The sequence below is a fragment of the Pseudoalteromonas lipolytica genome, from assembly GCF_003515105.1.
Lineage (GTDB): Bacteria > Pseudomonadota > Gammaproteobacteria > Enterobacterales > Alteromonadaceae > Pseudoalteromonas > Pseudoalteromonas lipolytica.
The window spans coordinates 3179537-3202268 of record NZ_CP032090.1; the positions used below are offsets into that span (position 1 = coordinate 3179537).

Consider the following 22732-nt stretch of genomic DNA (forward strand, 5'->3'; position numbering starts at 1 on the left):
TTAAAACCCAGTTAAAAGTCAGATTTAGCCATCTATACACTTGTTTATAACTAAAATAGAGACAAACATAACAAAACGATATTTTAACTTAATTTACATTTATTTTACCTTTGTCCCCCTTCGCGAAAAACATTGCGAAGAAACTTATAACAATCTAGGGATCATTATGACAACTAACAATAACTTAAAAAAGTGCGCAATCGCACTGAGCCTCACTGCGTTGTTTGGGACGACGGCAGCGATGGCAACGCCAAACCAAATGATGTCACCGTCTATGGCGGAAACAGCCGCTAAGCTACAAGGCCAAGACGGTTTTGGTACACAATTCATCATTAAATACAAAAATAACAATGATGAAATGATGACTATGTCGGCTGCAGAACAAACGCCGATGCTAATGAATAAAAAAGCGCAGGGCTTTGTTAAAAACTTCACAAGTAAAAAAGGCCAAGTGAAAGCACAATACGTGCGTGCAATGGCAATGAGCAATCACCACGTTATGCGTGCTGATAAAAAGCTATCAGCTGAAGAAGCTCAAGAGTTTATGCAAGAAATGGTTGCAACGGGTAACGTTGAATACATCGAAATTGACCAAATGTTAAAGCCATTTGCAACGCCTAACGATCCACGTTATTCAGATCAGTGGCATTATTATGAGCAAGCTGGTGGTTTAAACCTGCCTACAGCATGGGATACAGCAACAGGGAGTGGCGTTGTGGTTGCGGTACTTGATACGGGTTACCGCCCACACATTGATTTAAATGCCAACATTTTGCCGGGTTACGACATGATCTCTAACCTATCGGTAGCAAATGACGGTGGCGGTCGCGATAGCGATGCACGTGACCCAGGTGACGCAATTAGTGCTAATGAGTGTGGTTATACACACGGCGCACAAAGCTCAAGCTGGCATGGTACGCACGTTGCGGGTACTGTCGCTGCTGTGACTAACAACGGTGAAGGTGTTGCGGGTGTTGCGTATGACGCCAAAGTTGTGCCTGTACGTGTACTTGGTAAATGTGGTGGTTTAACATCAGACATCGCCGACGGTATCATCTGGGCATCAGGTGGTTCTGTATCTGGCGTTCCTGCGAATGCAAACCCTGCTGATGTTATCAATATGAGTTTAGGTGGCAGCGGTTCATGTAGCTCTACAACACAAAGTGCTATCAACCAAGCTCGTAATAACGGCACTGTGATTGTAATTGCAGCAGGTAACGATAACGACAACTCAGCTAACTATAATCCTGGTAACTGTAATGGCGTAGTAAACGTTGCGTCAGTTGGCCGTAACGGTGGCCGTGCTTATTACTCTAACTACGGTAGTAATATTGATGTTGCTGCACCGGGTGGCGCGCAAAGCTTTGCTAACGATTCAGAAGGTGTGTTATCAACTCACAACTCAGGCTCAACTAGCCCTTCAAGCGACAGCTATCACTATTCACAAGGTACGTCGATGGCTGCCCCACACGTTGCCGGTGTCGCTGCGCTTATTAAGCAAGCGAAACCTTCTGCAACACCTGATGAAATAGAAAGCATTTTAAAATCAACAACTCGTGCTTTCCCAGCAACATGTACTAGCTGTGGTACTGGTATTGTAGATGCGGCAGCAGCGGTTGCTGCGGCGTCGGGTACTACACCTCCACCGCCAACAGGTAACGTGTTAGAAGATGGTCAAGCTCTTACGGGTCTTAGTGGTGCGGCTAGCAGCCAAACTTTCTACACAATGGAAGTTCCAGCAGGTGCTACAAACGTAACATTCACGATGAGTGGTGGTACAGGTGATGCCGACCTTTACGTTCGTGCAGGTAGCGCACCAACAACATCAACATACGATTGTCGCCCATACAAAGGGGGTAATGAAGAAGTATGTTCGATTGATAACCCAACTGCAGGCACTTATCACGTTATGCTTAACGGCTACTCTGCTTATTCAGGTGTGAGCCTAGTGGGCGATTTAACAACATCTGGTGGTACAGGTGCACCTCAAGCAGGTGGCGGCACGGTTACTGATATTTCTGCAAGTGCGGGTCAGTGGAAACACTACACACTAGAAGTACCAGCAGGCATGGCAAGCTTCACTGTCACGACATCTGGTGGCACTGGTGATGCTGACTTGTTTGTTAAATTTGGCAGCCAGCCTACAACATCAAGTTATGACTGTCGCCCGTACAAAAATGGCAATGCTGAAACATGTACATTCAGTAACCCACAAGCAGGTACGTGGCACTTAAGCTTAAATGCGTATCGCACCTTTTCAGGTGTAACACTTGATGCACAATATCAGCCTTAATGGTTGAATACTCCCGTTTCCCCTGGGACTTTTAGCCGGACTCTCGTCCGGCTTTTTTGTACTTATAGCTTTTCTAAAATAGCCTCAGCACGACTTACTGCAAACTCTTTATCTTGTTCAACAAATAAGCCTGCTACCGTTTGGTTTTCTACGATCATTGCATAACGCGTCGAACGAATACCACCAAAACTCGCGGTGTCTTTATCTAAACCAAGCGCTTTAGTAAAACTGGCATCACCATCAGCTAACATACGAATGTGTTCAGCGTTGTGCGCCTCACCCCATGCCTTCATTACAAACGCGTCGTTTACCGATACGCAGTAAATAGCATCAACACCTTTCGCCATAATTTTATCGGCAAGTGCCACAAATTCAGGTAAGTGTGCATTTGAGCACGTTGGTGTGAAAGCACCTGGCACTGCAAATAAAACCACTTTTTTGCCTGCAAACAAAGACTCTGTTGAATGCGTTTGCATTCCTTCGCTCGTTAGTTCTGTTAGGCTTGCTGTTGGTAAAGTTTGGCCTTGTTCAATCATCATAATTCCTTGAAATTTTAGTATGAGTTCAGAGTATATACCCAAACGATACATTGCAGCACATGCTTCATTTTACGATACACAAAAGTGCGTGATATCTGCGAAGCCATTTTCGGCTAATTACAATCCTAAGCTACGTTTAATGGTATTCATTTGCTGTTGTAGGCGCTGTTGAATATCGCTCACAAGAACATTTGATTCGCTTACTTGGCCTTTCATGCTGAGCATTGACTGACTAAAGTTTTCGAGCAAAGCATTTTGCTGCTTTGCAAGCTCCATGGCATCAAACGCGACTTTATTGGCGTCTTGTGCATTTTCGGCAACCCCTTCTGAGTTGCGCTTTAACTCTTGGGCATTTTGCGTTTGTAACTCGGCATCACTCGCAAGCGCACTAATTTGTGTTGATACCATGGTTGAGTTTTCACTTAAGCGATTAAGCTGGCTGTTAATATCATCCAGTGAGCCTTGGGTTTGTCTTGCTAATTTACGCACTTCGTCAGCGACAACGGCAAAGCCGCGACCATGCTCTCCTGCCCGCGCCGATTCAATGGCGGCATTAAGTGCCAGTAAGTTAGTTTGTTCGGCAATATTTTTAATGACTTCGATCACGTGGCCAACATCATTTACGCCACTTAATAGTGCTTTTAAACTTGTTAAACCTTGCTCTACACGTTGCTCAGTGTGTGAGCTGGCTATGAGCATGTTGTCAGCAAACCCTAAGCTTTGCTCCATGGCATCAAATGTGTGCTTGGCATTGTCGGCCACTTGGCTATTTATACTGTTAACTTGCTCGCCGATATGCTGAATATCATTGAGTAAAGCTTGATTTTGCTCGACCTGTGTTCGGCTCGCATCAGTTTGCTGACCAATCGTGTGGAGGTGTTCGCTCATTTCTAGCATAAAGTCATTAATGACTTTAAGCATTTGCGCCCGTTCTTCGGCTTCACCGCGTTGACGCTCAATTAGCTGGTTAAAGTAATGTGCTATTTCGCCCACTTCTGTCTTGGGGTTATTACTTTGAATATTTTTTAGTTCGTTGCTTTCAATTAAAAATGCAAACCCATCACGTAATTGACGCAGTGGATTTAGCACTTGATTACGCTGTACAAAGTACACGCCAGCCGCTAACACCACTAACATGCCAATAGCAAAGCAAAACACAATAAAAACCTGTTGCTTAAGTTGCCCTTGTTGCTCTTTTAATTTTTGCTCGGCACCGAGTACCGTACTAGACAGCGCGTTTATTTGCGCACGTAATGCTTGCATGCCTGTTTGGCGTTGCTCTGCTTGCGCGATGGTCGACGCTAAGTCGCGCGGAAAGCGCTTAGGCCAGCTGCTTAGCTCTGCTTTTATGTCGCCTGCTAAGTCTTCAGCCTCTTCGCCAAAAAATAAGGCGTCTTCGTCAACCTCGCTCATGACCCCTAAATTATCAAGTTGCGCTATTTTATTGGCAAGGGTGTTAAGGTTCGCCACACTTTGATTAAGGCTGGTTTTGGTGTCTTGATCAAAACTAACAATGAGTTTGTAAGTATATAAGGCAAGGGTCGTTACTTCGCTGTAGTAATCACTTGCAAGTTGATAATACTCAAGCGCTAATGCAGTTTGTGGCTTGGCTTGTGTTGCATAACCCACTAACGATGATGCCGACCCTGCCATTTGCCTGAGTGAATTATCAAGCAGCGCCATTTCGTTACCTGAAAGTTTCCCCAGTGCTCGGTATTTACCGTTAATGTCTTTATCTAATTCGCTGAGTTGTGCCGTTAGTTGGCTTGCGAGCTCGTTTGGTAAGCTTGCTAAATGCTGTTTTTTAACATCGCTGATCAGGGTAGAGGCTTGATTTAAATGTTGGCTATCACCTTGCTCTAAATAATCATCAAGGTGGCTTTTTAAATCAATAATAATGGTGTTTTTTAGCTTGTTGTAAGCGTTATCTTGTTGCTCTAAGCCGAGTAAGGTTTGGCTTGCCCAAAACAAGGTGGCCGCCAGTAAGATACTGGCAAGAGTGAGTAAAACGGCTAATAACCGAGTAAATGATGACACGCGCATGAACTACATTCCCAAAAGTCGTTACGCGCGTAGAATATTAACCTTTTATGACAATTTGATGTAAACCATCCAAATTAACGTCAAATGTAATCACAAATTAATACTTAATAACTGCACTACACCATGGCAGCTTTTACATACACATCAAAGCGGTTTTTCTTGGTTTTGATTTGCATGCTGGGGGTTTTGTCATTTAAAAAAGGCGCGTAATCAGGTCGCTTAACAACAACCCGCTTAGTAGCTAATGGATACGCAAATTCGAGTAAATCGTCTGCATCGTTGTCCGCACCCACCAGCTCTTGGAATACACGCATTTCTTTTTTAACCAGTGCCGACTTTTCTCGATGTGGAAACATAGGATCTAAATAAACAACATCTGGTACGTTGTTACACTGAGCCAGTAATGTGTGGCTTGAGCCAAACACTAAGCTCATTTTTTCTTTCATCCATGGACCAATATCAGCATCGTTATAGGCTCGCTCTAGGCCATCGTATAATAACGCAGCAACCACAGGATGGCGCTCATGCAAAATTACATGACAACCTAACGACGCAAGCACAAAGCCATCTCGGCCAAGGCCTGCTGTTGCATCAAGCACAACGGGAGTGGCTCCTTTATTTAAGCCCACCGCTTTGGCTATCGCTTGACCTTTACCGCCACCAAACTTGCGACGATGCGCCGCCGCACCACTCACAAAATCAACATGAATAGCGCCCAGCTTCGGCTCATCCTTTTTTTTAAGGCTTAGGCCCTGATCGTCATAGTGCAATGAAAAGCCATCATTATTTTTAGCCCATTCGGCTAAACCGAAACGTTGCTCTATGGCGTCTAAATAAGGACGCATTTCTTTAAAAGGACAATGAATTACCACAATTTACTCCGTGAACCGAATGCAACGCAAGTATATACCCAAACGTATTTAAGATACATGGTTCACAGGTGTGCAAAGTAAAAGTTACGTCACTATTTAAATCGCTAAAATAGCTCGATATCTGTTTGCGAGGTGACATCTTCAGTATGGCGTGGCTCTGCAATTTTTTGCAGGTTTTCTAGTAACTCATTACGCGATTCAATAATGTGTTTAAGCTGATATTTAATAAATGCTAAATCATCATTAAGCGATGCAAATAACAACTGGGTTTGCTGTAACTGCTGAAGGTGAAAGACCACTTCATCACTGCTTGATACGTTACTTTGTTCCACTGACTTAGTTAGCTCAACTAATTGTGCGGCAAACTTTTCGACAGCCCGCTCTCGTGAGTCACTATTTTGATACATCTGTTCCGACAGCTCATTAAAAGCATTACCAATTTGCTGTGCTTGGGCTAACGCGCGCTCGTTCACTTCCATATCTTGTACTTTGGCGTTAGTCACTTCGAGAATATGCGGAAACAAATCTTTGTAACGCCCATAAAGCTGCGCATCGTCTAATGGCATGTTTTTTACTAACATCGATATTTTTGGGTAATTAACAATGGTGCGATGCCCAAAATCAACAAAGCGGTTTGCGTCACGGTGTTTTTCAAGTAGCTCTTGCTCAAGCGGACATACTCCACCTTCTGCACTGCAAAATACGCCGATATCTTGATACCAGAATGCAAGAACCACATCGAGATCCATCGGATTAAAAAACTCAAACATGTGTTCAGACAACGCTTTAATATCATGCGCATGATAACTTTGCCCTACGTAACGCATTATACGCCCCATATCGCCCGAGTCTGTCATGGCTATTTCGGCGGTGATCTGCGCACGTTCAACATCACTTTTTAACTTTTTAGAGTGCTGACGATATTGGTATAACACGCGAATACGCGCCATAAGTTCTTCAGCGTTGAACGGCTTAACAATGTAATCGGCTGCACCGGCATTGTAGCCCTTAACCCGGTCGGGCAATTCGGTTTTACCCGATAAAAACATCACCGGTGTATCTTTCGTTTGTGGGTGTGCTTTAAGTTCAGTGCATACTTCAAAACCCGTTTTGCCGGGCATTTCAATATCCAGCAAAATAATATCTGGATTATATTTAAGTGCCTGTCTTAATCCTTCTTCGCCATTTTTAGCATGGATCAATGTGCAAAAGCCCGAGAGCGACTCTTCGATGACATGATGTACGTATTTATCATCATCAATGGCTAACACCAGTTTTGACATGCTTTATTCCTGTAAATGCTTTTCTAAAAAGCATAGTACGCAAGATTGATTTTGCTAAGATTTATTAATAAAAAAAGCGCCTTACGGCGCTTTCATTTAATAATAACTTAGGCTGCAATGCCACTGTGTCTGAGGAGTGCATCGACTTGTGGTTCACGACCTCGGAACTTTTTAAATAATTCCATCGGCTCTTCACTGCCCCCTTTCTCTAAAATGTTCTTTAAGAAAGCGTGACCCGTTTCTTTATTAAAAATACCTTCTTCTTCAAATTTAGAGAAAGCATCTGCCGACAGAACTTCAGCCCATTTATATGAGTAATAACCGGCACTGTAACCACCGGCAAAAATATGGCTGAAACCATGCTGAAAACGGTTAAAGGCGGGGGCTTTAACAACCGCAGTTTTACTGCGAACTTCATCAAGCGTGGCTTGAATATTACAAGGTTCACCCGCTTTGTAATCATGGTGAATGGTAAAATCAAACAGCGAAAACTCTAACTGACGTAGCATTTGCATGCCCGATTGAAAGTTCTTCGCAGCCAATAATTTATCAAGCAGTTCTTTTGGCAGCGGCTCACCCGTTTCATAGTGACCCGAGATAAAGTTAAGGGCCTCTTCTTCATAACACCAGTTTTCTAAGAACTGGCTTGGCAGCTCTACAGCATCCCATGCCACACCATTAATGCCCGCCACTGGCGCAGCATCAACTTGGGTCAACATATGATGAATACCGTGTCCAAACTCATGGAATAAAGTTGTCACTTCGTTATGAGTAAACAGCGCAGGTTTATCACCCACTGCTTTATTAAAGTTACAGACTAAGTAAGCGACAGGCGTTTGTAATTCGCCATTGGCGCGCACTTTACGCCCCATGCAATCGTCCATCCAAGCGCCACCACGTTTACGGTCACGTGCATATAAATCAAGATAAAAACGGCCGCGTAGCGTGTTACTGCTATCGTAAATCTCGAAGAAGCGCACATCAGGATGATAGCTATCAAACTCATGCACTTCTTTCACGCTAATATCAAACAAGCGGTTTACTGTGGTAAATAACCCGTTTAAGACCTTATCGGCAGGAAAGTATGGGCGCAGTACTTCATCAGAAATTGCGTACTTTTCTTGCTTTAATTTTTCTGCGTAATACGCGTAATCCCATGCTGCAAGCTCGCTTACACCATGTTTTTCTTGTGCGTAGGCTGTTAATTCAGCAAGCTCTTGCTCAGCTTGTGGCTTTGACTTAGCCGCTAAATCTTCTAGAAACGAGAACACTTGCGACTCAGATTCGGCCATTTTAGTTGCTAATGACATTTCTGCGTAGCTGCTAAAACCGAGTAATTCGGCCAGCTCATGACGAAGTGCAAGCTCTTCGCTCATGATATCTGAGTTATCAAACTCACCTGCATTAGGGCCTTGGTCAGACGCACGAGTTACAAACGCAGTGTAAGTTTCTTCACGTAATTTACGATTATCGGCATAGGTCATAATAGGCAAATAAGAAGGGAAATCTAAGGTGAATACCCAACCATCAAGCTCTTTGCTTTTTGCTGTATCGGCACCGAGTGCCAGTGCTGACTCAGGTAAGCCTGCTAATTCACTTTCATCTGTAATGTGTTTTTGCCAAGCGAGTGTCGCATCCATCACATTATTGCCAAACTTAGAGGCAAGCTCTGATAAGCGCGCACTAATTTCACCGTATCGTTTTTGTTGCTTAGGCTTTAAGGCAATGCCCGATAATTCAAAATCACGCAACGCATTAGTAATGGTTTTTTGCTGTGCAGTGGTGAGTGTTTTAAATTCTTCGCTGCTATGTAAAGCATTATAGGCATCGTATAAACCTTGATGCTGACCAACAAAGGTTGAGTACTCAGATAACAACGGCAAACATTGCTCATAAGCTTCGCGTAGCTCGTCGCTATTTACCACCGAATTCATGTGCGATACTGGCGAAAATAGTCGTGATAACTTGTCATCAGCCTCTTCAAGTGGAAGAACTAGGTCATTCCAAGTGTATGACTTACTTGCCAATACCTCATCAATTTTGGCACGACAGTGTGCAATCGCTTCTTTTAATGCCGGCACAACATGGGCTGGTTTAATCTTAGAAAACGGCGGAAGCCCTTCTAATCCAATAAGTGGGTTATTTTCTGCAATTGTCATTTTCGTTCTCAATTTTTATGCGAATATGGTGTTGAAGTTGGGGCGAATTGATGAAATACAAGGGGCTTAACCTCGGTCTTTATTATGCTATTATCAACTTATTAATAAATCGATTAATTAATAAAAAACTATCTGTTTTTGAGGACAAACTATGGCTCAGCATTTTGATTACATTGCAATTGGTGGTGGCAGTGGCGGTATTGCCTCTGCAAACCGTGCAGCAATGCGTGGCGCAAAAGTCGCACTTATTGAAGCAAAACACATGGGTGGCACCTGTGTGAATGTAGGTTGTGTTCCAAAGAAAGTAATGTGGCATGGCGCACAAATTGCTGAAGCAATTAATGCATACGCACCCGATTACGGCTTTGATGTCGAATTAAAAAGTTTTAGTTGGGCTAAATTAGTAGAAAGCCGCGAAGCTTACATTGGCCGTATCCACCAAGGGTATAACAAATACTTATCAAGCAATGGCGTAACGGTAATCAACGGTTTCGCGACCTTTGTTGATAACAAAACCGTTGAAGTTAACGGTGAGCTATACACCGCTGACCATATTCTGATTGCCGTGGGAGGTCGTCCAACGATTCCTAACATCCCAGGTGCTGAACTAGGTATTGATTCAAATGGCTTTTTTGAGCTAGATGCCCAACCTAAGCGTGTTGCTGTTGTGGGTGCTGGTTACATTGCTGTCGAAATCGCAGGTGTACTTCACAGCCTTGGCACTGAAACGCATTTATTTGTTCGTAAAAATAAACCATTACGTACTTTTGACCCTTACATTGTTGATACGCTTGTCGACATTATGGCGAAAGAAGGCCCGACACTTCACACTGACTGCACACCAAAAGAAGTGATTAAAGAAAGCGATGGCAGTTTAACTATTCACTTTGAAAATGGTCACAGCCAAAATGTCGATGAAGTTATTTGGGCAATTGGCCGTACACCAACAACCGATAAACTGAATATCACAGCGACCGACGTTGAGCTTAACGAAAGTGGCTACGTAAAAGTTGATGAGTATCAAAATACAACCGCTAAAAACATTTATGCCGTTGGCGACATCATCGAACACGGAATAGAGCTCACACCCGTGGCTGTAAAAGCGGGCCGTATTTTATCAGAGCGTTTATTCAATAACGAATTACCAAACGATTTAAAAATGGACTACGAGCTAGTACCTACTGTTGTATTCAGTCACCCACCAATCGGCACGATTGGTTTAACAGAGCAAGAAGCAATTTCGCAATATGGTGCTGAAAACGTAAAGGTTTATAAATCAAGCTTTGCAGCTATGTACACAGCAGTTACTCAACACCGCCAAGCATGCAACATGATGCTTGTATGTGCAGGTGATAACGAAAAAGTTGTTGGCTTACACGGCATTGGCTTTACTGTTGATGAAATGATCCAAGGCTTTGCAGTCGCAATGAAAATGGGCGCAACCAAAGCAGATTTTGATGCCGTAGTAGCGATTCACCCTACTGGCTCAGAAGAGTTCGTGACGATGAGATAAACTCGCGTTGCGAGAAAACATTAAAAACCTTGTGGTGCTGCCGCAAGGTTTTTTTATGCCTTGTAGAAAGTCGGCACAAACCTTGTAGCTACGACGTTATACCAAGATTTTGCCATTGTTTACTGTGTTATCGAGTAAAGATTACGCAATAAGCTTGGCATTTTTACAAGGAGGCACTGTGTCTAAGTCTGCAATTTTATATCGCATGGTAACCGATGAGCATATATGCCCATTTGGTTTAAAATCTAAAGATTTGTTAGAGCGCAATGGTTACGAGGTTGATGACCGCCACCTCACTAACCGCGAAGAAACAGATGCATTTAAAGAGCAGCATCAAGTAAAAACCACGCCACAAACCTTTATCGATAATAAGCGTATTGGGGGGTATGATGATTTGCGCGACTTTTTCAATCTGCCCGAAGCGGGTCAACAAGGCACAACTTATACCCCTGTTTTAGCGATTTTTGCGGTTACCCTGCTCTTAAGCTGCGGGTTTAGCTACGCCAGCGGCACAGCTTTACTGTCGATGCAAAACTTAATGCTGTTTGTTGCACTGACAATGGCGGTGCTCGCTATTCAAAAACTACAAGATCTGTACAGCTTTTCAAACTCATTCATTACTTATGATTTACTGGCAATGCGTGTTGTGCCTTATGCCTATGTTTACCCGTTTATTGAAGCCTACGTTGCCATAGGTATGGTGGCTAAGCTGCCAGCTTTAGCTGTCGCGCCATTTTCGTTGTTTATTGGTGGCATAGGTGCGGTATCGGTGTTTAAGGCCGTTTATATCGATAAGCGAGAGCTAAAATGTGCCTGTGTGGGTGGCGACAGCAATGTGCCGCTGGGCTTTATTTCTCTCAGCGAAAACTTATTTATGATAGCGGCAGGTATCTGGATGCTGAGTACACTTTAGCCATTTATGCTAAAGCTTTAGGTGATAATTTTCAGTGGCTTAATAAGACGTTAAGCCACTGTAATGGGCGTGCTACCCGCCATTGCGTAAGTCACGCTCAAACTCAGTTTCTGTTTTAACCGGATGACAAGTCGACGTCACTGAACCTTTGCTGCTGTCATCTTCGTCTGTACTAAAAATGGTATAGCTGTAATCGGTTTCTAGTTCACCGCCTAAACACTCGTGCTCGGCATACACTTCATTTGCAGACCCCTCTCTTACTTCCTGTGATGCACAGCCGGTAAGCATGAGTAGTATTAATAAAATTGGCGTTACTTTCATATTTTCACCTTAAAATTATTATATTTACTGCGAACAGTAACGAATATAGTGGTATTGATGGTACCTATATTGATACATTTTTACTGCAAAGTGAAGTGTTATGAAATGAGGCAGGTTAAAAATTTAACCTGCCTTACTGAAGCGGGAAAAAGAGGGCGACTAAGCCGTACCACCGACCGTTAAGTTGTCAATTTTAAGGCTTGGTTGACCAACCCCTACCGGCACGCTTTGACCGTCTTTACCACATACCCCTACGCCTTTATCAAGCGCAAGGTCGTTACCTACCATCGAAATTTGCTGCATCACTTCTGGGCCGTTACCAATCAGTGTTGCGCCTTTGATAGGCTGAGTAATTTTACCGTTTTCAATTAAATACGCTTCAGAAGCGCTAAATACAAACTTCCCTGAGGTGATATCAACTTGACCACCCCCAAAGTTTGGCGCAAAGATGCCTTTTTTCACAGAGCTAATAATATCAGCCTGGCTGTGCTCGCCCCCCAGCATGTAGGTATTAGTCATACGCGGCATAGGTAAATGAGCATACGACTCACGACGCGCATTACCTGTTGGGTTTACACCCATTAGGCGTGCATTGAGCTTATCTTGCATGTAGCCTTTTAGAATACCGTTTTCAATAAGTACGTTATACGCAGCAGGTGTGCCTTCGTCATCTACATTCAGTGAACCACGACGGTCGGCTATGGTGCCATCATCCACTACAGTACACAGCTCGGAAGCCACCTTTTGACCGACTTTACCGCTAAACGCAGAGGCGCCTTTACGGTTAAAGTCACCTTCAAGACCATGGCCCACGGCTTCATGCAGTAACACACCCGGCCAACCTGCCCCCAGTACCACTTCCATGCTACCTGCTGGCGCATCAATGGCTTCTAAGTTCACTTTAGCTTGGCGTACAGCTTCTTCTGCGTATTCCATCCAGCGCGGCTTACCATCAACTAACTCTTTAAAGTAGCCGTAATCTAAACGCGCACCGCCGCCTGCACCACCGCGCTCACGGCGACCATTCTTCTCAAGTAATACGGAACAATTTAAACGAATAAGCGGGCGAATATCGGTGGCAAAGGTGCCGTCGCTTGCTGCAATGAGTACCTCTTCGTACACTGCTGACATAGAGCTAATCACTTGCTCTGCGTCGGGGGCTAACTCGCGAATGTAGTTTTCAAGTTCGCGCAATAGGCTCACTTTGTCGTTATCGCTCATACTTTGAATTGGTTGATGCGGTGCATACTGCTGTTTTGCTGCTACATCGCTAAATACTTGAATCGTTTTGCTTTCGCCTGCATTAGCAATGCTTCGTGCTGCTGTTGCGGCTTTATTCAGCGCTTCAAGATTGATTGCATCTGAGTACGAAAAACCCGTCTTTTCACCGCTTACAGCGCGCACACCCACACCACGCTCAACGTTGTATGAGCCTTCTTTTACGAGACCATCTTCTAACACCCATGATTCATGGTGGCTAGATTGAAAATACAGATCGGCATAATCCACTTGATGCTGATGAATAAAAGCGAGCGTTTTTTCTAATTCTTCTCTATTTAGCTGGCTGTCATGTAATAAATGCTGTTCAACCGTGTTCATAATAAATGCTCTCTAAATCGTTGCTGAGACTGCACAGGCATGTCTTGGCGAATTGTATTCAGTCGGTTTAAATCAAGCTCATGGCTGATAAAACCAGTGCCTGAGGCAAGCTCACTGAGCGTGTTTCCCCATGGCGAAATAATAATGCTGTGGCCATATGTTTGTCGGCCATTTTCGTGCTCACCCCACTGTGCAGCGGCTACCACATAACATTGCGTTTCAATCGCTCTGGCAGCCAACAAGGTATGCCAATGAGCGGCTCCTGTTACAGTGGTAAAGGCACTGGGTACTAAGATGAGCTCAGCCCCTTGGCGCTGCATCGCAGTGAATAAACCACTAAAGCGTAGATCATAACATACTGCTAAGCCGATTTTACCAAAGGGTGAATCAACCACCACAATATCTTTGCCCGCTTCGGTGGCATCAGACTCCCGATAATTACGCGTGCCATCGGCAACATCGACATCAAATAAGTGGATCTTATTGTACTGCGCAACCACCTCACCTTGGTTATTAAATAAAAACGAGGCGGCTAAATATTTACCGTTAGGTTGTGATACCGGCACTGTCCCAGCAGCCAACCAAATATTATGTTGTTTACAAAGCGCAGCCAGTGCAGCTATGTACTGTTCAATGTGTAATCCGAGCTGATAACTTGCTTGAGTGTGCTTGCTAAAAATTAAAAAGCTTTCGGGTAGGCATACAAGCAGCGGACGTGTCGTGGGCAATTGCGTAAGCGTGTCTGCTAAAAAAGCCAAATTTTGCTCCGCATTCATTCCCGAGCACATTTGCACTGCTACAACCTGCGGCTGAGTATTAACTGTCATTGTTATCGAAGCTCGCTGAGGTGGCTGCATCTTTTAATTTAAGCCTTGTTGATGACTGCGGCTGGCTTTGTGCCGCTTGCGGTAAGGTTACTTCACGGCTCTTACGATCAATTTCTTCAACAACCGGATCATTCATACTGCCTGTCACCTTAAAGTTGATTTCTGAGATCACTCTCGCAGAGTGAATTACTTTATCGATTGCAAGCGCCGCAAGGCCACTTACCGGGTTGACCATCCATGCCACGATCACTGGAATACTTGAGGTAACCTGCGGGGCAACGGCTAGATCGTAGTCTATTTCAAAGGTATTTAAGTTAGTGTGGCCTTTAATCGTTAAGTCGGCAGGCACACCATCAAGCTTGGTATCTTGAGTGTAAGCAATCCCTTTCTCTAACTGCATCGTGCCTTGCATCTTGTTATAAAAGAAGCCTTTTGAAAATACATCTCTAAAATCAAGTTTGAGCTTACGTACCAGTGAGTCGAGACTAAGCAATGAAAACACCCTAGCACCACCGTCACTCACTTCCGCTAAATGCCCTTCACCTAAACGCCAATCTAACTCGCCTGCTAGCGTAGGCACATCAAAATTATACGGCGCACCTTGCCAAGCGAGGGCAAATTTTATGTCGGCATCGGAGTCTTTTACAGTAGTAGTAATATCAAACTCATCAAATAAGTCGCCAATATCATCACTTTGTAGATGACCGTTAAAACGCGTTGAGCCATCAGCAAATTGCCCTTTTGCTCTCAGTATATGGTCGCCTTTATCTATCACGAGCTCAGTAAATATCAAGCTATTATTATCACCACCAAACGTGGCTTTTACTTTATCAAGTTGGTACTCGGCTAGTTTGCAATCTTCACAGTTAAATTCGATGGCTGGAATACGTGTTAACCAGCTTAAGTCTTCAGGTTGTTCAACTTCGTGTGCAGACTCCGTCGCGGTGTCATTAAAGTTAACCCGTAAATAATCAGTAAATATTTGAATAGGTCTACGTGTATCGCCTGTCGGAATGAGTGCATCAGCTCTAAGCTCTTTGGCATTTAGTTTAAGCTCTAAATCGGCTTGCTTTGGTGCTAGCCTAAACTCAACATCATTAAAATCGATATTTTGAACCGCTAACTTATTAAATTGACCCGTTACATTGTTAAATGCAGGCATTACGCCAGGACCGCCTGATTTAGCCTTGGTCAAATCGATAATTTGCTCAATCAACCCAAACCATGGCACAAGCTTAGTTTCTGGTAGGTCAATCGATACCGCAAAACCATCTCGGTTAAGGCCTAAATCTTTTGAACCTAAAATAAGGTGTGCGTTATTAAACTGCTTTTTGCCATTATCTAAAATAGCATTGAAAAACAGCTGTTCATTGATATTTGCAGTGATCAAATTAGAAATATGATCGCCCTGCACTACCGCTTTGATAGGCCAAGCATTGTCAGCACTTTTTGTGTAAGGTGCGGGTAATTGACTGGTTATACCGACTAAGTTACCACTGATATCAGCGCGATAGTTAAAGTCGTTGGGTAAAAAGTTAAGGGAGACATTAATAGCAACGTCACTTTGCCCCGTTAAATAACCTTCGAGCAGACCCTGCCCTTGCTCAATTAATGGTTCTGCATCTAAGGCCAATTTAATCGCAATTTCTGCGCGGTAGTTATCAGCCACATTTTCGCTATTAAAGCTGGCTGTTAACGGCATACCTAACCAATCAGCTTTGGCATTTTTTAAATCAATTTTGTCGTTATTAAATTTAACAATGCCTGTCATATGATTAAGTGTGATGCCAGGCTGAGCAAGATAAACAGGTAAATTAGCAAGCTCAACTTCGCCGAGGGTATCAACATGGCCTGAATGTAAATCGACAAGCAAATTAATATTTGCTGTGGCTTCACCTTGCGCTTGTACTACTTCAAAAACACTTGCTAACGGTTTAGCGAGCGGTGTGGCTGCAAAAAATGACTGTAATTTATTGCCGTGGGCACGTTTATTTATCGCTACATTGAGTGTATCGGCATGCATTAAATCAGCAATACTTACGTGTACACTGTCGCCAAGTGATAAGTTTACAAGTGTGCCTGACTTGCTGTAAATATCCATGCGTTCATTTTCAAAATGCAAAATCACATTGGCATTTTCAACGCTGGGCCAACTGGGTGTGAACTGGTATTTGGCATTGTTCACATTTGCCAATACTTCGAACTGCCCTTGTTGCTCTTTAAACGGAAAACCGCTAAACGGCCCCGAAAACAACACCTGTGCTTTATCAACTTCGCCGCCTTTAATGGCGCCGTTTAGGTAGTTAACTAAGTTTTCGCTCATTACCGGTAATGGAAAATAATGCCCCGCCACGTTGGCATCAGGTGCGTACGCTTCGGCATATAAATCAAGGCGCGGCTCTGCAGTTAGGCTAAGCATCATTTCTGCTGCAACGGTTACTTCGTCATTATCAAGCCAAATGTTGTCACTGCTAATACGCCAGCCATCGTCGTAATGACGTAAATCAAGTTCAACATTTAACTGATTATAAGGAATGTCTTGGCTAAAACTGCCATTGGTTAACAAACGGTTATTTTCGCCAAATAACGTTATTCGCCCCGCTGCTTGGTTAATATTTCCCTCAACCCGAATAGCTTGCCCACCAGGGATCCCTTGTAAGGATAACCAATTGAGCTGTTCACCCTTAAACCACAACTGCCAGTTATCTTGCGCACCAAATTCAACATACGCTTCGCTTAATTGGCCATTAGGCTGTCGTTCTAAAAATGGCGCTAATACTTCAAAGTTACTCAATTGAGATAATTTTGATAACAATGCAAAGTCAAACTGCTTGAGCCAAATCTTATTTGTATCTCCAAGCTGGGCTTCAAACTGCAATGTTGGCCATTGTTTTAAATCACTTTCAAAAGCAAGTCCGGTACTTTTTAAACGCCAACCATTCTGCCAAGGGAATAAGTGAAAGCCCCCTTCATTTAAACTAATTTGATGCGCTTCTTGGTTTTGTTGCCAATTTATGTAGCTGGGTAACCATTGCACTTTTACGTCACTGATCAGTCCTTTTTCAAGGCTAAACCAGGTTTGCAAGTTCATATCGGAGTGCAATTGTTGTTTGTCTGTATTGATGTATTGTGCCAACCATTTTGAGACATCGACATTCGCAGCTTGCACATAAATATCGCCAGCCATGGTCTCAAGCGTTGAACCATTAAGTGCCATGCGGGCATCAAAGTTGCCGACAGAAATCCCCGGTAAGGCTAGGCTTCCTGAACCTTGGTGCTGTTCTGGGGTATTTTGCCACACAATATTTTCAAGAATTAACGTACGCTCTTTGCCATCATTAAGCATAAAATTAATGCTACTGTCTTGAATCGCAAAGTGGCCCGTTTCACCCAAAAACAAGCTTTCTATTAACTCTTTTTGCTCAAAACTGTCTGCTTGCTTGTTGTTGCCAAACTTAAGCATGGTTGGCAAATCAACATCGGCATGAAAACCATTGATCACAAAGTAACTTGATTTAAGTTGACGAGTTTTAATCGACTCCCACAGATTTACCTCTAGGCTGGCTTTATCTATGGTTAGTGCAATCGGTGAAGTCTGGTTGTCCTCAAAAGAAATATCTTCAAGGACTAAGGAAGGGCCTTTACCTTGCCAACTGGCTGAGATAGCACCTATTGAAAGATTTACATCGAACTGTTCATACAAAAACGCTTCAATGTCGCCTTTATAGTCATTGGCATATGGCAGGGTATACTTTAAAACAGAGACAATAACGGCCAGCAGTACGATAGTAATAGCAAAAACTTGCCATAACTTACGTAAACAAAAAAAGCAGACCGTTTTTGCCTTCATTACATCATTACCACATCAAACTGTTCTTGATTGTATAAACTCTCTGTTTGAATACTGACCTGTTTACCTATAAATAGTTCAAGCTCGGCGAGGTTATGATACTCATCGTTGATCAACGCTTCGCTTACCGAAGGCGCTGCATACACCATAAACTTATCGGCTGCGTAGGCACGGTTAACCCTGACAATTTCACGCAGAATTTCGTAGCATACCGTTTCAACGGTTTTTTGCGACCCTCGGCCTGAACACGCAGGGCACACGTCACATAAAATATGTTCTAAACTTTCGCGGGTACGCTTACGAGTCATCTCGACTAAACCTAGAGCAGATAAGCCATTGATATTGGCTTTTGCGCGGTCTTTTGCCAGTGCCGACTCAAGTGAGTGTAAAACGCGACGTTTATGCTCGTCACTTACCATATCGATAAAGTCGATAATGATAATGCCACCTAAATTACGTAATCGCAGTTGTCGTGCGATTGCCGATGTTGCCTCGATGTTGGTGTTAAAAATGGTTTCTTCTAAATTGCGATGCCCAACAAATGCACCGGTATTTACATCAACGGTGGTCATTGCTTCGGTTTGGTCAATGATTAAATAACCACCTGATTTAAGCTCAACTTTACGGTGAAGGGCTTTTTGAATTTCGGTTTCGACATCAAACAAATCGAAAATAGGTCGCTCACCTGGGTAGTATTCAAGCGCCCCAGATAAGATGGGCACAAACTCTTCAGTAAATTCTTTTAACTCTTGGTATGTCAGCTTTGAGTCAACACGAATGCGCTCCATGTCTTCGCCAACATAATCACGCAGGGTACGAAACGCCAGCGTTAAGTCTTCGTGTAAGATGCTCTCTTTACTGATTTTTTTGCGTTTATTGACAATTTTTTGCCACAGTTTTTTCAAAAACTCTGCATCGTGACGCAGCTCAGCTTCTGAAGCGCCTTCGGCAGCAGTACGCACAATAAAGCTGCCATCTTCATCGCCATATTCAGCGACTATTTTTTTCAGTCTGGTACGTTCTTCTTCGGTTTCAATACGCTGACTTACGCCAACATGGGTCGCGTCAGGCATGAACACTAAATAGCGTGATGGAATTGTGATATCAGTCGTTAAGCGCGCCCCTTTGGTGCCCAAAGGATCTTTCACTACTTGCACCATAATGTATTGACCTTGGCGCACTAGTTCACGGATATCTTGCACCTTTTTAATGGGCTGCTCATCGACCCCTTCAACAATTGAAGCACTATTTACAATGTCAGATGCGTGCAAGAACGCTGCTTTCTCTAAGCCTATATCAACAAATGCGGCTTGCATTCCCGGTAATACACGGCTGATTTTGCCTAAGTAAATATTGCCAACAATGCCTAGGTTGCCGATTCTTTCTAGCTGGATCTCTTGTAGTACGCCGTTTTCAATAAGCGCAACACGACTTTCACTCGGTGTAACGTTGATCAGTAATTCAGTGCTCATGTTACCCTCTTAAAAATTCATTTAATAACTGCTCAGTCTCATATAAAGGTAAGCCTACTACTGCAAAATAGCTACCAGAAATATGACTTACAAACCGTCCACCTTGGCCTTGAATGCCATAACCACCCGCTTTATCGTGCGGTTCACCAGAGTGCCAATAAGCGTCGATTTCATCATCGCTAAGCTGTTTAAAAGTGACATCGGTAATTACAAGGCAGCTTTTTACGTGCTGTGTATCAGCAATTGCAACGGCGGTCATAACTTGGTGAGTTCGGCCCGACAAACGTTGCATCGTTGCTACAAAGTCGGCTTTATCAAGCGGTTTGCCAAGGGCTGTGTCATCAATAACCACAACCGTATCACTGCCTAACACGGGCCTGTCGGTATAGCCCATTGCAACGCCTGATTGTGCTTTGAGTTTGGCTAAACGTTCTACGTAATGACGTGGCGATTCGTTCGGAAATTGGCTTTCATCTGCATCAACGCTAAATTGAGAAAACTCAACGCCGAGTTGGCTGAGCAACTCTTTTCGGCGCGGTGATGCAGACGCCAAATAAATTGCGGTTTGCATTATCTAATCCTGAAATGACGGCGGTATTTACGCAAAATTAAGAAAATCCACCACCAACACAGCATGCCAGTCAGCACGGGCCACATATAATGAGGGCTGAAGTAAACTCCCATCAAAAAGTGATTAAGCCAAAATTGCATTAAGTGGTAAAGCGTTAAAAACAAAGCAATTAATATACTTTGCTGCCATAAAGAAAAGTTTCTAATTTTTTGAAAGTTACTGGCGGTAATAAAAATACACACCGAATAGGTCAGCGAGTTCACGCCCAGTGGAGAGCCCGATGCTAAGTCCATTAATAAACCCACAACCCACGCTGTGCCAATGTTTAAACGGTGCGGCACCGCTAACGACCAGTACATAAGCACCAGTAACACCCAGTCTGGGCGGTATGGCTCAAATGAGATAGGTAACGGCATTAATGCCATGACCAGTGCAAAAAAGATACTAATTGCAATCAGCAAAGAGTGACGGCTATTCATTGCTTATGCTCTCCTGCTGATTACGCCACAGCACAACCAATAAACGAATTCGGTCAAGTTGGGCAATTGGCTCAGCATACACTTGTGCGAATGGGTGCCCTTCATCACGATTAATTTCGGTTACCACGGCCACAGGATACCCCTCAGGGAAAGTCCCCCCAAGACCTGAAGTCACTAAAATATCACCAATACGTACATCAAGGCTATGCGGCACATGCGACAGCTTCACGACATTTATTTTGCCAATCCCTTCAACCACAGTGCGAACATCATTGCGTAAAATACGTACCGGTGTCGCATGGGTTGTGTCGGTCATAAGCAAAACGCGAGAAGTGGTTGAACCCACTTGTGTAATTTGCCCGACAACCCCCATTTCATCAATCACAGCTTGGCCTTCGCTTAAGCCATCTGTAGTGCCACGATTGATCACAACCTGATGGCTGTATGGATTTGAATGAACAGAGAGCACTTGGGCAATTATTTTACGATTTGATTGCTTTGCAGACGAGCCGAGTAACGCACGCAACTTGTCGTTTTCACGCGATAAAAATTGCAGCTGTTGTAGTTGTTCGCTTTGTAAAAGCTGTTTTTTCTTCAGTGCTTCGTTTTCAGTAAGAAGCTGATCGCGAGTATGAAGATTCTTCGCACCAATACTAAATAGCTCATACGGCAAATTGGCAAGATAGATGAGTGGGCTAACCAGTGTATTTAAACTGGTGCGGATTGTTGTACCACCTTGTGTATATCGATCGCCCACAATCAATACGACACTCAAAAGCACTGCGACAAAGAGTCGCAGTTGCAAAGAGATGGTACGACCAAACATTAACTTCATTAGTCGTAACTAAATACGTCACCACCGTGCATATCAATCATTTCTAATGCTTTACCGCCACCACGAGCAACACACGTTAGTGGGTCGTCAGCAACAACAACAGGAATACCTGTTTCTTCCATTAATAAACGATCTAAATCTTTTAACAGTGCACCACCGCCTGTTAATACCATGCCGTGTGCAGAGATATCAGAGGCAAGCTCAGGAGGTGATTGCTCAAGTGCCACCATAACCGCACTTACAATCCCCATTAGAGGCTCTTGTAATGCTTCTAGGATTTCATGTGAGTTAAGTGTAAATGAGCGCGGCACGCCTTCAGCAAGGTTACGACCACGTACTTCAATCTCAACAGGCTCATCGGTTTTGAATGCCGAACCGATCTGATGCTTGATATTTTCAGCTGTTGCTTCACCAATTAGGCTACCAAAGTTACGACGGACGTAGTTGATAATAGCTTCATCAAATTTATCACCACCAATACGCACAGATGATGAGTAAACCACGCCATTAAGCGAGATAATGGCCACTTCTGTCGTACCACCACCGATATCTACAACCATTGAACCCGTTGCTTCTGATACAGGTAAGCCTGCACCGATTGCCGCAGCCATTGGCTCTTCAATCAAATACACTTCACGTGCACCTGCACCCATTGCTGATTCGCGAATAGCGCGTTTTTCAACTTGTGTTGCCCCACACGGCACACAAATTAAGACACGTGGGCTAGGACGCATAAAATTGTTGTTATGTACTTGCTTGATAAAGTGCTGGAGCATTTTTTCGGTGACATAAAAGTCGGCAATAACACCGTCTTTCATTGGACGAATAGCTTTAATGTTCCCCGGTGTACGGCCTAACATTTGTTTTGCTTCCGTACCTACAGACGCAACACTTTTAGGACCACCAGCTCGCTCTTGACGAATAGCAACTACTGAAGGTTCATTTAATACGATACCTTCTTCTTTTACATAAATAAGGGTATTGGCTGTACCCAAGTCGATCGATAGATCGTTTGAAAAAATACCACGAAGTTTTTTAAACATGAGGCTGGATGACCTTTGATAATACGTTCTTATACTAGCTGCTCTCACTCTACCATGCTAAGCACAATAAAGCGCAACTGCCTTTATTAAATTGCTAAAAAAGGAAGCCTGCTTTGCTTC

General features: G+C 43.6%; 17 protein-coding genes. 3 read left to right on the forward strand and 14 right to left on the reverse strand.

All coding sequences use genetic code 11. The features are described 5' to 3' along the window. Positions 1–166: 166 nt before the first annotated feature. Entirely contained in the window at positions 167–2293 is a 2127-nt protein-coding gene (locus D0907_RS14340) for a S8 family peptidase (RefSeq protein WP_065978316.1), read from the forward strand. Positions 2294–2355: 62 nt separating this feature from the next. Here D0907_RS14340 and D0907_RS14345 read toward each other — a convergent pair whose 3' ends face one another. The 5 genes from D0907_RS14345 to prlC all read right to left on the reverse strand — a co-directional run bounded on the left by D0907_RS14345 (position 2356) and on the right by prlC (position 9189). Continuing rightward, positions 2356–2829, reverse strand: a complete 474-nt coding sequence (locus D0907_RS14345; protein ID WP_036973141.1) for a peroxiredoxin — start codon at positions 2827–2829, stop codon at positions 2356–2358. Between the two features lie 120 nt (positions 2830–2949). After that, entirely contained in the window at positions 2950–4875 is a 1926-nt protein-coding gene (locus tag D0907_RS14350; protein ID WP_118844654.1) for a methyl-accepting chemotaxis protein, read from the reverse strand. Between the two features lie 116 nt (positions 4876–4991). Continuing rightward, on the reverse strand, positions 4992–5747 hold the full coding sequence (locus tag D0907_RS14355; protein ID WP_036973144.1) for a class I SAM-dependent methyltransferase: 756 nt from the start codon (positions 5745–5747) through the stop codon (positions 4992–4994). Positions 5748–5851: 104 nt separating this feature from the next. Continuing rightward, positions 5852–7030, reverse strand: coding sequence for a response regulator (locus D0907_RS14360; RefSeq protein WP_036973146.1), 1179 nt, complete (start codon positions 7028–7030; stop codon positions 5852–5854). A gap of 107 nt (positions 7031–7137) precedes the next feature. After that, the gene (gene prlC / locus D0907_RS14365; RefSeq protein ID WP_118844655.1) at positions 7138–9189 is read right to left on the reverse strand and encodes an oligopeptidase A; all 2052 of its coding nucleotides are present in this window, start codon (positions 9187–9189) and stop codon (positions 7138–7140) included. Positions 9190–9340: 151 nt separating this feature from the next. On the opposite strand from prlC, the gene gorA reads away from it, so the two are divergent. After that, entirely contained in the window at positions 9341–10702 is a 1362-nt protein-coding gene (gene gorA, locus D0907_RS14370; RefSeq protein ID WP_118844656.1) for a glutathione-disulfide reductase, read from the forward strand. Positions 10703–10880: 178 nt separating this feature from the next. Continuing rightward, entirely contained in the window at positions 10881–11615 is a 735-nt protein-coding gene (locus D0907_RS14375) for a glutaredoxin family protein (protein ID WP_036973154.1), read from the forward strand. A gap of 72 nt (positions 11616–11687) precedes the next feature. Here the strand turns inward: D0907_RS14375 and D0907_RS14380 are convergent, their stop codons facing one another. The 9 genes from D0907_RS14380 to D0907_RS14420 form a co-directional block, all read right to left on the reverse strand. Then, entirely contained in the window at positions 11688–11936 is a 249-nt protein-coding gene (locus D0907_RS14380; RefSeq protein WP_051501928.1) for a hypothetical protein, read from the reverse strand. A 159-nt stretch (positions 11937–12095) separates the two neighbouring features. Then, positions 12096–13535, reverse strand: a complete 1440-nt coding sequence (gene tldD / locus D0907_RS14385; RefSeq protein WP_036973157.1) for a metalloprotease TldD — start codon at positions 13533–13535, stop codon at positions 12096–12098. After that, complete coding sequence (locus D0907_RS14390) at positions 13532–14362, reverse strand: carbon-nitrogen hydrolase family protein (RefSeq protein WP_118844657.1); 831 nt, start codon at positions 14360–14362, stop codon at positions 13532–13534. Before D0907_RS14390 ends, tldD begins: the two co-directional genes overlap by 4 nt. After that, positions 14352–18212 carry a YhdP family protein gene (locus D0907_RS14395; protein WP_118844658.1) on the reverse strand — a complete coding sequence of 1287 codons (3861 nt, stop codon included), beginning with the start codon at positions 18210–18212 and terminating at the stop codon, positions 14352–14354. Before D0907_RS14395 ends, D0907_RS14390 begins: the two co-directional genes overlap by 11 nt. Continuing rightward, positions 18212–19684, reverse strand: coding sequence for a ribonuclease G (gene rng / locus D0907_RS14400; RefSeq protein WP_036973165.1), 1473 nt, complete (start codon positions 19682–19684; stop codon positions 18212–18214). The genes D0907_RS14395 and rng overlap by 1 nt, the downstream gene beginning before the upstream one ends. Position 19685: 1 nt before the next feature. Then, positions 19686–20255 (reverse strand): Maf family protein, encoded by a 570-nt coding sequence (locus tag D0907_RS14405; RefSeq protein WP_036973166.1) that lies wholly within the window; start codon positions 20253–20255, stop codon positions 19686–19688. Further along, positions 20255–20734 carry a rod shape-determining protein MreD gene (gene mreD, locus D0907_RS14410; protein WP_036973169.1) on the reverse strand — a complete coding sequence of 160 codons (480 nt, stop codon included), beginning with the start codon at positions 20732–20734 and terminating at the stop codon, positions 20255–20257. The genes D0907_RS14405 and mreD overlap by 1 nt, the downstream gene beginning before the upstream one ends. Then, positions 20727–21569: a rod shape-determining protein MreC gene (gene mreC, locus D0907_RS14415; RefSeq protein ID WP_174403892.1), complete on the reverse strand. Its 843-nt coding sequence runs from the start codon at positions 21567–21569 to the stop codon at positions 20727–20729. The genes mreD and mreC overlap by 8 nt, the downstream gene beginning before the upstream one ends. Beyond that, positions 21569–22612, reverse strand: coding sequence for a rod shape-determining protein (locus D0907_RS14420; RefSeq protein WP_036973172.1), 1044 nt, complete (start codon positions 22610–22612; stop codon positions 21569–21571). Before D0907_RS14420 ends, mreC begins: the two co-directional genes overlap by 1 nt. Positions 22613–22732: the final 120 nt, after the last annotated feature.